The organism is Cellulomonas sp. P5_E12 (assembly GCF_054049315.1).
In genome coordinates, this window is sequence record NZ_JBFUMP010000012.1 from 13,238 (window position 1) to 26,806 (window position 13,569).

Annotated in this window: 16 protein-coding genes and 1 tRNA gene; 8 read left to right on the plus strand and 9 right to left on the minus strand. The window is 69.9% G+C overall.

Annotated elements, in window-relative coordinates; genetic code table 11:
• Positions 1-594: 594 nt before the first annotated feature.
• The 4 genes from ACXJKA_RS11435 to ACXJKA_RS11450 all read right to left on the minus strand — a co-directional run bounded on the left by ACXJKA_RS11435 (position 595) and on the right by ACXJKA_RS11450 (position 2,809).
• Positions 595-915, minus strand: a complete 321-nt coding sequence (locus ACXJKA_RS11435) for a hypothetical protein (RefSeq protein WP_456825323.1) — start codon at positions 913-915, stop codon at positions 595-597.
• 198 nt (positions 916-1,113) lie between these two features.
• Entirely contained in the window at positions 1,114-1,566 is a 453-nt protein-coding gene (locus tag ACXJKA_RS11440; protein WP_456825324.1) for a hypothetical protein, read from the minus strand.
• A 602-nt stretch (positions 1,567-2,168) separates the two neighbouring features.
• Positions 2,169-2,354, minus strand: a complete 186-nt coding sequence (locus ACXJKA_RS11445; protein WP_456825325.1) for a hypothetical protein — start codon at positions 2,352-2,354, stop codon at positions 2,169-2,171.
• 260 nt (positions 2,355-2,614) lie between these two features.
• Positions 2,615-2,809 (minus strand): helix-turn-helix domain-containing protein, encoded by a 195-nt coding sequence (locus ACXJKA_RS11450; protein ID WP_456825326.1) that lies wholly within the window; start codon positions 2,807-2,809, stop codon positions 2,615-2,617.
• Positions 2,810-2,910: 101 nt separating this feature from the next.
• Here ACXJKA_RS11450 and ACXJKA_RS11455 point away from each other — a divergent pair, with 101 nt between their 5' ends.
• Both ACXJKA_RS11455 and ACXJKA_RS11460 read left to right on the plus strand, forming a co-directional pair.
• Complete coding sequence (locus tag ACXJKA_RS11455) at positions 2,911-3,507, plus strand: hypothetical protein (RefSeq protein WP_456825327.1); 597 nt, start codon at positions 2,911-2,913, stop codon at positions 3,505-3,507.
• Position 3,508: 1 nt separating this feature from the next.
• The gene (locus ACXJKA_RS11460) at positions 3,509-4,912 is read left to right on the plus strand and encodes a tyrosine-type recombinase/integrase (protein ID WP_456825328.1); all 1,404 of its coding nucleotides are present in this window, start codon (positions 3,509-3,511) and stop codon (positions 4,910-4,912) included.
• 26 nt (positions 4,913-4,938) lie between these two features.
• On the opposite strand, the gene ACXJKA_RS11465 is transcribed toward ACXJKA_RS11460, so the two are convergent.
• Positions 4,939-5,011: transfer RNA gene (locus ACXJKA_RS11465), tRNA-Arg, on the minus strand.
• Between the two features lie 298 nt (positions 5,012-5,309).
• Complete coding sequence (locus ACXJKA_RS11470) at positions 5,310-5,489, minus strand: hypothetical protein (RefSeq protein WP_456825329.1); 180 nt, start codon at positions 5,487-5,489, stop codon at positions 5,310-5,312.
• 103 nt (positions 5,490-5,592) lie between these two features.
• On the opposite strand from ACXJKA_RS11470, the gene ACXJKA_RS11475 reads away from it, so the two are divergent.
• On the plus strand, positions 5,593-6,051 hold the full coding sequence (locus tag ACXJKA_RS11475) for an OsmC family protein (protein ID WP_456825330.1): 459 nt from the start codon (positions 5,593-5,595) through the stop codon (positions 6,049-6,051).
• 3 nt (positions 6,052-6,054) lie between these two features.
• The gene (locus tag ACXJKA_RS11480) at positions 6,055-6,822 is read left to right on the plus strand and encodes a hypothetical protein (protein WP_456825331.1); all 768 of its coding nucleotides are present in this window, start codon (positions 6,055-6,057) and stop codon (positions 6,820-6,822) included.
• Positions 6,823-6,828: 6 nt separating this feature from the next.
• Here ACXJKA_RS11480 and ACXJKA_RS11485 read toward each other — a convergent pair whose 3' ends face one another.
• On the minus strand, positions 6,829-7,815 hold the full coding sequence (locus ACXJKA_RS11485) for an aldo/keto reductase (RefSeq protein WP_456825446.1): 987 nt from the start codon (positions 7,813-7,815) through the stop codon (positions 6,829-6,831).
• A gap of 46 nt (positions 7,816-7,861) precedes the next feature.
• Between ACXJKA_RS11485 and ACXJKA_RS11490 the strand changes: the two genes are divergently transcribed.
• The 3 genes from ACXJKA_RS11490 to rocD all read left to right on the plus strand — a co-directional run bounded on the left by ACXJKA_RS11490 (position 7,862) and on the right by rocD (position 10,481).
• Positions 7,862-8,329: an SRPBCC family protein gene (locus tag ACXJKA_RS11490; protein ID WP_456825332.1), complete on the plus strand. Its 468-nt coding sequence runs from the start codon at positions 7,862-7,864 to the stop codon at positions 8,327-8,329.
• A gap of 104 nt (positions 8,330-8,433) precedes the next feature.
• Complete coding sequence (gene ddaH / locus ACXJKA_RS11495; protein WP_456825333.1) at positions 8,434-9,279, plus strand: dimethylargininase; 846 nt, start codon at positions 8,434-8,436, stop codon at positions 9,277-9,279.
• Entirely contained in the window at positions 9,276-10,481 is a 1,206-nt protein-coding gene (gene rocD / locus ACXJKA_RS11500; RefSeq protein ID WP_456825334.1) for an ornithine--oxo-acid transaminase, read from the plus strand. The genes ddaH and rocD overlap by 4 nt, the downstream gene beginning before the upstream one ends.
• A gap of 248 nt (positions 10,482-10,729) precedes the next feature.
• Here the strand turns inward: rocD and ACXJKA_RS11505 are convergent, their stop codons facing one another.
• Positions 10,730-11,875, minus strand: a complete 1,146-nt coding sequence (locus tag ACXJKA_RS11505; protein ID WP_456825335.1) for a CAP domain-containing protein — start codon at positions 11,873-11,875, stop codon at positions 10,730-10,732.
• Between the two features lie 184 nt (positions 11,876-12,059).
• Between ACXJKA_RS11505 and ACXJKA_RS11510 the strand changes: the two genes are divergently transcribed.
• On the plus strand, positions 12,060-12,533 hold the full coding sequence (locus tag ACXJKA_RS11510; protein ID WP_456825336.1) for an Lrp/AsnC family transcriptional regulator: 474 nt from the start codon (positions 12,060-12,062) through the stop codon (positions 12,531-12,533).
• Here the strand turns inward: ACXJKA_RS11510 and ACXJKA_RS11515 are convergent.
• Positions 12,530-13,468, minus strand: a complete 939-nt coding sequence (locus ACXJKA_RS11515; protein ID WP_456825337.1) for a universal stress protein — start codon at positions 13,466-13,468, stop codon at positions 12,530-12,532. The two genes, ACXJKA_RS11510 and ACXJKA_RS11515, sit on opposite strands and share 4 nt — an antisense overlap.
• Positions 13,469-13,569: the final 101 nt, after the last annotated feature.

The following is a 13,569-nucleotide window of genomic DNA, read 5'->3' on the forward strand; positions in this document are numbered from 1 at the left end:
GAGCGGCGCCCTTGCGCATCGTCTAGATCCACAACCGCAGGGCGAGATTTGTTTTGGAGTGCGCATTTCAGCCCGCGGTGGGTGCCTTACCCACGCGTCGCGCACGGCGGCCCGTCGAATTGACTCGGCTGTTCGTTAGTCAGAGCGAACCACGCTCAGCCGCTCTGATTCCTGTAGAGGAAGTGGACCGGTCCGCTGTTGCAAAAAGCAGGATCGGAGCCCGGTCGATGCGCAAGAGCCTAGACAAGTTTCGCGGGCTGCCCGGCAGATCCTCGACGGCCATAGCCGCCACAGCAGCCGTCGCACCCGTGCACCAGGTACACCAGAGGCTCGTGGAACTCGCCGTCACGGCGTGCCAGGTAGGCCAAGCTGTCAGGGTCCGGGTGCCCGATGCCGTGCGGGCAGATGCGTTCCGTGAAGCCTCGGTCCTGCCGCCAGTTCAACGTGGCGTGGTCCAGCGGGTGCGGGGACGGGTTGTGCAGGCAGCAGTACTGCCCGGAGCAAGCAGAGGATCCGTGCACGCGGATCACGCCGATGATGCTTACCCCGTACGGTCCAACGGAAGCGGGCATCGAGAACAGGTCAAAGTCGTCGTCACTCAATGTGAAACTTCGCCTTCCAGCGCGCCTCACGTGCACCGTCGTCGTCCAGCGCCTTGTACGCGTCGGTATGCTCGATCACGTGGTCGACCAGGTAGCGGACCATAGTCCACGCGGGAACCAGTTCATAACCGGAGGCGGAAGACGAATTGTCCAGCCACGTTCTCCCGTACCGGTATGCGCGCATCGGGTCGAGATACGCGATCTGCACCGGCTCGTGCGAATAATACGGGATCAAGTCCATGTAGTACGCGTGTGCTCGTCCATTGACGCTCGACGGGTCGGACACGTCTAGCTCATGGAACACGCTGCGCACGTTCTCTCGAATCATGCATCGGCCTAGGCCGGCCGAGTTGAGCGCAACGAACTGGCGTTGTCGACCCGGCACCCACCATTCACACGCGGATACCAGGTAACTCACAGTCTGAACATGGAGCACGTATCCGGACATATCACCCATGCTACGCGTGCGAAGGCAGGAACCTGGACGATAGCGTCGCCGAACCGACCGGGCCTAGTAAGAGCTCCCTATCGTTTCGCTCGTCGGGTACACCTTCGCAGCGCGCTCCCGAACCAGGGCAACCCGGAGGTCATGCTCGGTCCGCCTGTGCCAGGCGGTCACGTACTCGTCGTCGGTTTCGTCGGCGCCGAACACCTCGGCTGCTCGCTCGTTCGCGACCCGTGCTGCCGTTTTGAGTATGACGACCGCCCAGGTTGGCGGTTGGTCGATGGCGCCGTAGTCAATCAGACGCAGCACGGCGAGCTCTTCCGCCATGTGCAGCGTGATTGCCCGTTCACGCGCCCTGTGCGCGGAGCGTCGCTCCCACCACTCCCTCAACCAGGCTGCGACCACGATCGCGCCGAACAGACCCCAGACGAACCGGGCCGTGCTCCAGTCGCCGTCGTGCACGCCCCACCAGATGGACAGCAGGCCGAAAGCGCCCCAGATGATGACGACGGGAATCACGCGATCGCCTTCCCCGCTCGCGCGCACGCCCCATCGGCGCGCACCTCCAGCGCCACTCAACCATTGCGGATCGATCAAGTGTGGCGTGCCGTCCAGGTGTCACTCGTAAGGGCACTTTACCGGTGGAACCAGCAACACCAACGGGTGACTGGGGAACGCTCCCGGCATGCGAACCCGGCGTTGTGCTCGTACATCTCCTCCGGACCACACGATTCGCTGACGGTCCGCGGCCACCACGAGGCTATCCGCGCTTCAGTCGACGGGCGCACCACCACCGCACAAGGATCCGGCGGAGTGAGACCTTATCGATTCGGAGACTAGATGCGAGAACGTCGCGGAGCGGCACAGCACCTGATCACCACAACTGCGACGCGACACGTTGCGTCGCGCTAGAACGCCGATGAAATTTCTCGATCATGCTGGCGCTCCTAGAAGAGCGCCAACGCATAGAGCACGAATGTGCTCCCCGCATATGTAGTTCTATATACATACAACCTCAACAGAGGTTGTATGTATGGATGGATATATGGTTTGTGGTCATCGCGCGGCCCCGGGGAGATCAGACCGTGACCACCCCGGGGCTCACTCGGGACTAGACCTGCCTACGCCGGAGCGGAGAGGTCCGGCGGGCTCCCGCCGACCGCAGGCAACGGCACGCCTCGCACACGCAGGTGCTCGCCGCGGGCATCCTCCGAGTACGTCAGCAGCCAGACGCTCCGCTGCGGGTCCAATGGAGTCGGGTACTTGCTGCGATAGCTGACCGCGTCAACCTGCGCGATGTAGCCCATGCTCCGCAGCTGATTGAGCGCTCCGCGGACAGTCGCAGGCGCCCTGCCACTCTCAGCGACCAGTCCCTTGACCGATGGCCACACGGGGCGCTCCGGGTCGCCTGCGTTTGCATGTGACGCAAGCAAGAGTCCGATGTGCTGGACGTTGCCCTTCACGTGTGGATCGTCTCGGAATTTCGTGACCCACGGCCCGACATGCATCGGCTCGCCGGCGCCGAGACCCGGAAGGCTCGACACCTCGGCCGGACCACTCGATCCCCTCATACGACAGAACTCCGCATCCACTCGTCGAGCTCGGACAGCCTGTAGCGCCACTGGTTGCCGATCCGGTAGCGCGGCATCCCCTGCCTCTCTGCGTTGTTGTAGATCCAGCTCACCGGCTTGTCGAGGTACGCCGCCACGTCCTCAGCCGTGACGAACGGCTCGTGCGATCCATCCACTGCGTTGCCCTCCATGCACCTGGATCCTGCCAATCTCCGTGTGGCCGACGTTACAGCCTTCTGCACATGCCGTCTAGTACTTGCCGTGTGCTGTGTGTTGGCACTATCGTCGGGGCGTGGACATTGACCCCAACAGCTGGACCGAGGAAGTCACGACCAGGCCGAACCCTCCTGGTGTCACCAGCCCGGACGGCACGCCCCTGCTCACGCCGCTGGTTCGGGTCTCGTGCGTGCTCGGACCGTTCTTGGTCGTCGCCGAGAAGGAGTTGCACTCCCCGGCCCTTGGACCTGAGACCTTGCGGCTCGAGGGTCGCTGGTCGAACGACGAGGAAGACCGCCTCACGGGCCCAGAGGGCGGGATCACGACCGAGACGCTGCGCGCGATCCCCATGCAGGAAATTCGTGCGCGGATGTTTCGTCTAGTTCGAGGGGCACTGCGCGCCCACGGTTGGATCCCGGAGATTCCTGAGCGCGTGGACACGCCTGGCGACCTTGCTCGGTTTTGCGCTGTGTACGTCGACCTCGTTCGGGAGGGGCACAGGAGTCCGCTCCACCGGATGAGTGAGCTCACCGGCGTATCCCGGAACACCCTGAGTGCTCGGATTCGCCGCGCGCGCGAGCAAGGAATCCTCACCCGGCCGACTTCGACGGAGGCCGGCGGGGAGCTGACGGAATTCGGACTCACATTGCTGCAATCGGATGAGGAGGCCTGACGTGGCGTGGACCGCGAAACGCGGCAAGACCTGGACTGGTTATTACCGCGACCCGTCTCGTCGCAAGCGCTCCAAGGGCGGATTTCTCCGAAAGAGGGATGCGTACGACTGGGCGATCTCTCAGGAGCAGTCCGTGAGCCTTGGCACTCACGTCGCCCCTCGCGCAGGCCGCGTCACCTTCGGCACCTGGGCCGAAAGGTGGCTCGCGACGCTGAATGTCAGCCCTCGCACGCGCGACGGGTACACGGAACGGCTTCGCTCACTGGTTCTCCCTCGCTGGAAAGACGTTCCGCTTGATCGGATCGGACTCTCCGACGTCAAGGCGTGGTGCGCCAACATGCCCACCCTCAGCGGAGGGACCGCTTCGGCAATGCGGCGTAGAGACGCCGCCCAGCTCTTCGCACGGATGCTCGATGCGGCCGTCGACGAGGGCCTACTTCCGCGGAACCCCGTCCACACTCGGAGCGGCCGCAAGGCCGACTACCTGCCGAAGGCACACGTCAAGAAGGAGCACAGGTACTTGACGCACGAGCACGTGCGTCGTCTGGCGGACGCGGCATCGCCCGAGGCCCGTCGCCTGATCCTGGTTACCGCCTACACGGGGCTCAGATTCGGTGAGGTCACCGCGCTCAGGGCGCGCGACGTCAACCCTCTCGGTGGACACATCTCCGTCGGACGCGCCTTCACCCGCCTCGACAACGGGCAGATCATCCTCGGAGGCACGAAGACCGGACGCAGCCGGACGGTTGTCGTTCCACCGTCCATGCGCCAGCTGCTCACCGCTTCGGTCGAGGGCAAGCGCCCTGACGACCTGGTCTTTCCTGCCGAGAATGGGCAACCACTACGTCGGGACAACTTCACGCAGAGGGAGTTCGCGCGTGCAGTCGAAGCCGCGTCGACGGCCGTGACCACGTTGCAGACCGCGCTCGGGACTTCGGAGCACCTGCGCACTGGCGTCATGAGCCTCAGCACGACCGACAAGCTCCGCACCTTCCAGCTGAACCACGGACTGGCGTCCACAGGTGAGACGGACGAGGCGACATGGCTCGCGCTGTCCGAGTCCAACGACGCCCTCGGCACCCACTCTGCCGGCCTACTCCGGCGGCTCTCCCACGTTCGACTCGTCGAGGGCTCCGAGGACTTCCCGCGCCTGACCTTTCACGATCTGAGGCACACGGCTGCAAGCCTCGCCGTCGCCGCCGGCGCGGACATCAAGGCGTTGCAGAGCATGCTCGGACATGCCTCGGCGTCGATGACGCTCGACGTCTACGCAGGACTGTTCCCGGGGAGCCTCGAGGCGGTCGCGGACCGACTCGACGGACAGCTCACGGCGATGGATGCCCACATTCTGCCCACACCCGACGTCATTGTCGCCATGCCGATGCGGACTGATAGCAGCGCCTAGGCGCCCTGACCTGCAACAACACACTGTGCGCCTGGGCAGATTCGAACTGCCGACACCCGCTTTAGGAGAGCGGTGCTCTATCCCCTGAGCTACAGGCGCGCGGGACGGTGGAAGGCGGTCGGCGTCGATCCCGCAGTGCCCTGCGAGCGTCGCCGGTCGGTGGTCCCGAGCGTCGCCGACAGCCCCGACGGGCTCTCAGCGCGGGGTCAGCCTACCGGCCGGGCGCGTGAGTGCCGAAGCACCCGAGCGGTTCCCGTGCGGCCGCGATGCAGGCGGACAGTGGCGACCGCACCACCACGGCACAGCAGCGCACCGGCGCGCCCACGATCGGCCACGAGGCCGCCTTCCTCGGACGTCGTCGACACCCAGGACTTGTGCGCCGCGCTCAGCTGACCGCCTACGACCCGTAGAAGCTCTTCAGCAGCTCGAACACCACGATCGCCGGCCACACCAGCGCCTTGGGGATCGCGAGCACGAACTCCCAGAAGGAGGACCCCGCGGAGAAGTAGTACACAGCCGCGCCGATGAAGCCGAGGCCGTAGACGGCCCCGCCGCCGGCGCCTGAGCCCTTCGACATGCTCGATCCTTCCGCCATGACGCCTCAGCGTAGGACCGAGGACGACCCCCGAGACCCGTCGGCTCGCCGAGTGACGGCCCGTCCCGCGTGGCAGGATCGCGGGATGACGACGGAGCAGAAACCAGCGCCCGACATCACCACGAACGCGGGCGACACCCAGCTGTGGGTCGAGCGCACGGGCAAGCGCCAGTACACGGGCCGCAACTCGCGCGGCGCCGAGGTCCTCATCGGCAGCGTGGGCGTCGAGAACGTGTTCAGCCCCGGCGAGCTGCTGAAGATCGCGCTCGCCGGCTGCAGCGGGCTGGCGGCGGACGCCAAGCTGAGCCACCGGCTGGGCGACGACGTCGACGTCACCATCAAGGTCTCGGGCGAGAGCGACGACGCCGAGGACCGCTACCCCGCAATCGCGGAGGAGATGGTGGTCGACCTGAGCAGCCTGGACCCCGAGGCCCGCGAGCGCCTCATCACCATCGTCCACCGGGCCATCGACGCGCACTGCACCGTCGGCCGCACCCTCGACGCCGGCGCGACCGTGCAGCTCTCGGTCACCGGGGAGCGCTGAGCCATGCCCGACCTGGTCGAGGCGGCGCTGTCCAAGTCCGTCACCATCCCGTCGACCACCATCCACGCGCACGTCGCGGGTCTTCGGAAGCGGAACCCGGAGGCGACCCCCGAGCAGCTGATCCGCCTGCTGGAGAAGGAGTACCTGCTCGTCGTGCAGAGCACCGGCGGCGCGGTCGGCGCGACGGCGGCGGCACCGGCAGTCGGCACGGGTGTCGCGCTGGTGCTCACGGCCAGCGACGTCGCGACGTTCTTCGGGGCGTCGGCCGCGTTCTCGCTCGCGGTGGCCTCCGTGCACGGCATCGAGGTCGAGGACACGGAGCGTCGGCGGGCGCTGCTGCTGGCGACGATCCTCGGCGACGCCGGCGGCAAGGTCATCACCGACGGGGCCGAGCTCACTAGCGTCAGCGTGGCGCGGGCGCTGCTCACGCGGATGCCGATGGCCACCGTCCGCAAGGTGAACACGACCATGACCCGCCGGTTCGTGCGCACCCAGCTGACCAAGCAGACGGGACTGGCCATCGGGCGCATCATCCCGTTCGGCATCGGCCTCGTGGTCGGTGTCGCGGGCTCGCGCGCGCTGGGCAAGAACGTGATCGCCGGTGCCCGCAAGGCGTTCGGGCCGCCGCCGGCGTCGTTCCCCAAGGTCATCGAGATCGCGGGTCCCGACGACAACCCGGTGGTCCTGCCCGCGCCGCAGAAGCGCCTGACGGGGCGGCTCAAGAGCATCGGGTCCCGCAAGAAGGTCCCGGACCAGAGCGACCCGTCGTAGGGATCCCTACCAGCGGCCGTGCACGTGCGGCCGGATCCGGCCGTCGTACACCCCGCGCAGCCCGTCGAGCGTCTCCTCGTCGATCGGCGGCAGCGACGCGGCCGCCGCGTTCCCGACGGCCTGCTCGGGCGAGCGCGCGCCGGGGATGACGACGGACACGCCGGGCTGATCGATGATCCACCGCAGGGCCAGCTGCGCGGTCGTGTACCCGGCGGGCGTCAGCGCGGCGACCTCACGGGCCGCGGCCACGCCGACCTCGAACGGCACCCCGGCGAACGTCTCCCCCACGTCGAACGCCTCGCCCGCGCGGTTGTAGGACCGGTGGTCGTCGTCGGCGAACTGCGTGTGCTCGTCGTACTTGCCCGACAGCAGGCCCGACGCCAGGGGCACGCGGGCGATGATGCCGACTCCGTGAGCCGCGGCGGTGGGCAGGACCTCCTCCAGCGGCTTGCGCCGGAACACGTTGAGGATGATCTGCACCGTGGCCACGTTCGGCCGGATGATCGCATCGAGCGCCTCGTTCACGGTCTCGACGGAGACGCCGTAGGACGCGATGCGACCCTCGTCGACGAGCACGTCCAGGGCGTCGTAGGTGGACTCGCGGCGGTAGACCTCCGACGGCGGGCAGTGCAGCTGCACCAGGTCGAGGGTGTCGACGCCGAGGTTCTCCCGCGACCGGTCGGTCCAGGCCCGGAACCACGAGAGCGTGTAGGCGTCGGCCGTGTGGGGGTCGGCGCGGCGGCCCATCTTCGTCGCGACGGTCAGGCCGTGCCCGGGGCGTGACGCCAGGAACGCGCCGATGAGCTTCTCGGAGCGCCCGTCGCCGTAGACGTCGGCGGTGTCGAGGAAGGTGACTCCGGCGTCGACGGCTGCGGTCAGCACCCCGAGGGCGTCGTCCTCGCTGACCGACCCCCAGTCCGCGCCGAGCTGCCAGCAGCCCAGCCCGACGACCCCGACCGACCGACCCGTGCGCCCCAGCGGGCGGCTCTCCATCGACGTCTCCATGGACAGGGACGTTACCCGCGCGGACGATGGCCAGGTGACGAGCATCCCGATCGACGCGGTGGTCCGGTCCTTCCCGGTGTCGGCGACGGTGGCGTGGGGCCTCGTCGCCGACCTGAGGAACCACGAGCGATGGATCCCCCTGACCCGGGTCTCCGTGGACGGGGCGACGGTGACCGCCGTGTCGGGGCCGCTGGCGAAGCGCGGCTTTCCCGGCTTGAAGGACGTCATGACGATCGACCGCCTCGACCCGCCGGCCGGGACCGAGCCAGGGGTCGCCAGCTTCACCAAGACCGGCCGGGTGCTGCGGGGGACCGCGAGCATCGTCGTCGTCCCCTCCGGCCCGTCGTCGAGCCGGGTCTTCTGGAGCGAGAACGCCTACCTCGCGGGCCCGCTGCCCCGCCGACTCACCGAGGCGGCGCTCAAGCCGTTCCTCGGCGGCATGGTTCGGTATGCGCTGATGAAGGCTCGTCGCGAGGCTCGCGCAACGAATCGTCGCGCTTGACGACGATCCCGCAACGGATCGCTCCCCAGCGCGCAATCCGAGATGCAGGTCCCGGGCACCACCGGCTCGTAGCCTTGGGGAAACGACACGCCACGAGGAGCCTCATGACCCCCACCGCCCCCGGACGTACCGACCGCCGCTACCTGATGTGCGAGCCCGTCCACTACACGGTGTCCTACGAGATCAACCCGTGGATGGACAAGACCAAGTACACGGACGCCGACCTGGCCGTCCGCCAGTGGCGCACGCTGCGCGACGTGTACCTCGACCTCGGCCACACCGTCGAGACGATCGACCCGATCCCCGGCCTCCCGGACATGGTCTACGCCGCCAACGGTGCGACCGTCCTGGACGGCGTCGTCTACTCCGCCAAGTTCCGCTATGCCGAGCGCCAGCCCGAGGGCCCCGCGTACCAGAAGTGGTTCGCCGACCGCGGCTACGTCACGCACACCGCCGCGCAGACCAACGAGGGCGAGGGCGACCTGCTCGTCGTCGGCGACCTGGTCCTGGCCGGCACCGGCTTCCGCACCGACCGCGCCGCCCACGCCGAGCTCCAGGAGCTGTTCGGCCGCCCGGTCATCTCGCTGGACCTGGTCAGCCCGCACTACTACCACCTCGACACCGCCCTGGCCGTGCTGTCGAGCGACCCGGCCGACCCGCAGATCGCGTACTACCCGCCGGCGTTCTCGGCCGGCTCGCGCGCCGTCCTGCGCCAGCTGTTCCCCGACGCCGTCGAGGCCACCGAGCGCGACGCGGTCGCCCTCGGGCTCAACGCGGTGTCGGACGGCTACAACGTCGTCGTCGCCCCCGGCGCGGTCGACCTGGCGGCGGCCATCGCCGAGCGCGGCTACAACCCCATCCCGGTGGACACCAGCGAGCTGCTCAAGGGCGGCGGCGGCGCCAAGTGCTGCACGCTGGAGATCCGCCCCGCGTCCGGTTCCGGGCGATGACTCTCACCGGGGTCATGACGACGTCCGTCCTCGCTCCGAACTACCACCCGCTCCCGGTCACGCTGGTCGACGGGCTCGGGTCGTGGGTCACCGACGACGAGGGCCGGCGCTACCTGGACCTCCTCTCGGGCTACTCGGCGCTGAACTTCGGGCACCGGCACCCGGTCCTCACGGCCGCGGCGCACGCGCAGATCGACAAGCTCACCCTGACGTCCCGCGCGTTCGACCACGACCTGCTGGAGCCGTTCGCGGCGCGGCTGGCCGGCCTGATCGGGCCGCTCGTCGCGGGTCCCCCGATGGTGCTGCCGATGAACACCGGCGCCGAGGCGGTCGAGACCGCGATCAAGGCAGCACGCAAGTGGGGCTACGACGTCAAGGGCGTGCCCGCCGAGCGCGCGACGATCATCGTCGCCGACGGCAACTTCCACGGCCGCACGACGACGATCGTGTCGTTCTCCACCGACCCTGACGCGCGCCGGGGCTTCGGCCCGTACACGCCGGGGTTCCGCGTGGTCCCCTACGGGTCCGTCGACGCGCTGCGAGAGGCCATCGACGAGACCACCGTCGCGGTGCTCCTCGAGCCGATCCAGGGCGAGCAGGGCGTGGTCGTCCCGCCCGCCGACTACCTGCCGGCCGTGCGCGCGCTGTGCACCGAGAACGACGTGCTCTTCGTCGCCGACGAGATCCAGTCCGGGCTCGGCCGCACCGGCACCACGCTCGCCTCCGAGCTCTGGGGCGTCCGCCCCGACCTGGTCACCCTCGGCAAGGCGCTCGGCGGCGGGGTGCTCCCGGTGTCAGCCGTCGTCGGCCGTGCCGACGTCCTCGGCGTGCTGACCGCGGGCACCCACGGCTCGACGTTCGGCGGCAACCCGCTGGCATGCGCGGTCGGCCTCGCGGTCATCGGCCTGCTGGAGACCGGCGAGCTCCAGGCCCGAGCCACGACGCTCGGCCTGCAGTGGGGTGCCCGCCTCGACGCGCTCGTCGACGACGGCCTGCTCACGGCCGCCCGCCGCGTCGGCCTCTGGGCGGGGCTCGACGTCACCCCGCCGACCACCGGCCGGCAGCTCTGCGAGCGGCTGCTCGCCCGCGGCGTGCTGGCCAAGGACACCCACGGCAGCACCATCCGCCTGGCTCCCCCGCTGACGATCACGCCGGACGACCTGGCCCTGGCCACCGACCGCCTGACGGACGCCCTGCGCTGACCGCACGCAACGTCCGCACATTCGACCGTCCCGACGACCGACTGTGCGGACGTTGCCGCCTCCCCCACGCAGCGTCCGCACGTTCGAGCGTCCCCACGACCGAATCTGCGGACGTCACCGGCCACCCCGCGCAACGTCCGCACGTTCGAGCGTCCCCACGACCGAATCTGCGGACGCTCGCCGCGCGACTCCGCGCTACGTCCGAGCAGATGTGGGCCAGGGGCTCCATCTGCTCGGACGATGGGGCGTCAGCTGAACTTCACCGCGCCGAAGAGGTAGCCGTTCAGGCTGGCGCCGCCGACGGCCATGCTCGACACGTCGGTGCGACGCATCTGGGCGTCGTGGCTGGGGGAGTTCGACCAGGCGGAGACCATCGAGCTGGCCGACCCGTTGCTCACGCAGGCGACGATGTTGTCTCCGCCGGAGTGCCAGATGCCGCCGGCGTTGGCCATGGTGATCGCGTGCGAGACCAGGCTGCCGCTGCGCGAGACCGACAGCTGCGGGAGCCCGAGCGACGCGCGGTAGGCGTTGATTGCCGAGCCGATCGCCGAGACGCTCGACTCGCCGGCGCCGGACCCGCCCGATCCCTTGCAGACCAGGCCACCCGCGGGCACCCCGGTCGCGGCGGGCGCAGCGGGCGCGGCCGGCGCCTGGGCCGCGGCCCTCGGGGCTGCAGCTCGGGTCGAGGACCTCGTGGTCGCCGGGGCCTTGGCGCGCGCTGCGGCTGCGGCAGCAGCCTCAGCAGCGGCCTGCGCGGCGGCGGCCTGCTCGGCGGCGATGCGGGCATTCTCGGCGGCCTGCCAGGCGGCCTGGGCGTCGACGGCGGCCTTCTCGGGCGCGGCGACACCGGCGACGATCGAGCGCAGGGACACCAGACTGACGCCCGGCGCGGTGAGCGCGGTGCTCACGGCACCGCTCGAGGCGGACAGGGCGGCACGCGGGCCGTCGCCGGCATTGGGCACAGCGGCGAGCGTCGCGTTCGCGTGGTCGACGGCCGACTGGGCCGCGGCGGCAGCCGCCGCACGGCTGGCGGCGTAGGCGGCGGGCACCACGACCTGCTCGGCGGCCTGCTCGACGACCGCGTCGCGGTCCGCCGCGAGCGTCGCATGGTCGACCCGCATCTGGGCGTCCAGGGCCGCGTCGGCGGCGGCGAGGGCGCGCTGGTCGGAGCTGTACGCCGCGCCCCCGGCGGCCACCGCCAGCGCCGTGGCCGCCGCGATGCCGACCCAGACCGACCGGCGGACCGCGACGGACCGCGCACGGGTGGGCTCGACGAGGGAATCGCCGGCGGAACGCTGATGCGGGACGTCGACGACCGAGGGTGTGGGCTCGCTGACGACCGACGGCCGCTGGCTCGGCACGAGGTCGAGCCGCTTCTTGGTGTCCTTGACCACGTCGCCTCCTTCGCGGGGACCCCGGGTGTGGCGCTCGGTGGGGCTTCCAGACAGTTCGGCACGCGCGGCGTCCGCCTTGAGGCACTTGCCCATTTTCGCGAATCACCCATTCGGCCCAACGCGCCCTAAAGTGCCATCTCCCCGCACGAACACCAAATCGGAGACGCTCGGCGATGATGAGGGCGTGACGGAACACTCGGGGCTCGACGCCCTCGACACCGCGATCCTGCGGGTGCTCGCGCTGGACGCACGCGCGACGTTTGCGCAGGTGGGTGAGCAGGTCTCGCTCTCGGCGCCGGCGGTGAAGCGGCGCGTGGACCGGCTGCGCGAGCGGGGCGTCATCCGGGGGTTCACCGTCCGGCTCGACCCGGCGGCGATGGGCTGGCAGACCGAGGCGTTCGTCGAGCTCTTCTGCAACGGGTCCACCAGCCCGACCACCATGCGCGCGGCGGTCGAGCACTACCCCGAGGTCGTCGCCGCGAGCACGGTGACCGGCGACGTCGACCTCGTGGTGCAGGTGCGCGCGCGGGACATGCGGCACCTGGAGCGTGTGGTGGAGAAGCTGGCCGCCGAGCCGTTCGTCGCCCGCACGCGCTCGACGGTGGTGCTCTCCGCGCTCGTCCGCCGCCCGGACGTGCCGCCGGCCCCGGAGGGCTAACCCGCGACGGCCTCGACGGCCACGCACCGGTTGGTGACGACCATGACCGGGCAGTCGGAGTGGTGCAGCACCGCCTGGCTGGTGGAACCGAGCAGCAGCCCGGCGAACCCTCCGCGGCCCCGGGAGCCGACGACGATGAGGTCGGTCGCCGCGGAGAACTCCGTGAGCAGCTCCGCACCGGTCCCGTCGAGCGCGATGCGCCGCACGGTGAGGTCGGGGTGATCGACGAGCGCGCGGTCGACGACGACGTGCAGCCCCTCGGTGACGTCCCGCAGCACCTGCTCGTGGTCCACGGTGGACGGCAGCCAGGCCAGGACGCCCGCCATCGACCCCACGGGCACGCCAGCGACGGCCGTCAGCTCGGCGCCCCACGCCTCGGCCTCCCCGATCGCGTACCGCAGCGCGTGCTCGGCCTGGGGCGAGCCGTCGACGCCGACCACGATCCGCTTCACGGGCCGGGTCGGCGGGATCGGCGCATCGTCGGGAAGCGTCTTGCCGTCCTCTCGCAGGGGGACGACGACGGTCGGGCAGTAGGCGTGCGCGGGCAGCGCCGACGAGACTGTGCCCAGCAGCCGGTCCGCGAAACCCCCACGCCCGCGCGTACCGACCACGGCGAGGCGAACGGTGTGCGACAGGTCCACCAGCACGCCCGCGGCGTCGCCGGTGAGCACCTTCGCCGTCACCGGGACGCCCATCGACGCGACCCGCTCGGTCGCCTCGGCCAGCACGGCCCTGGCGCCCTCCTGGATCGCGGTGTCGTCGAGGGCGGCATACCCACCGTCGAGCGAGGCCGCCGTGAACGACGGCAGCGAGTAGCTGCAGACCAGCCGGACGCCCCAGCCGTGGGCGCGGGCCTGCGCCGCCGCCCAGTCGAGCGCGTGCAGGCTGGCGGCCGACCCGTCCACCCCGACGAGGACCACATCGTCACGCGTCATCCGGAGCCTCCGTGCTCGTCACGAGCCCGCCGTGCACTCGTCCCAGTGTGCTCTCCGGGTGCACCGTTGCGCCCGTGAGGTACCGGAATGTTGCCATACGT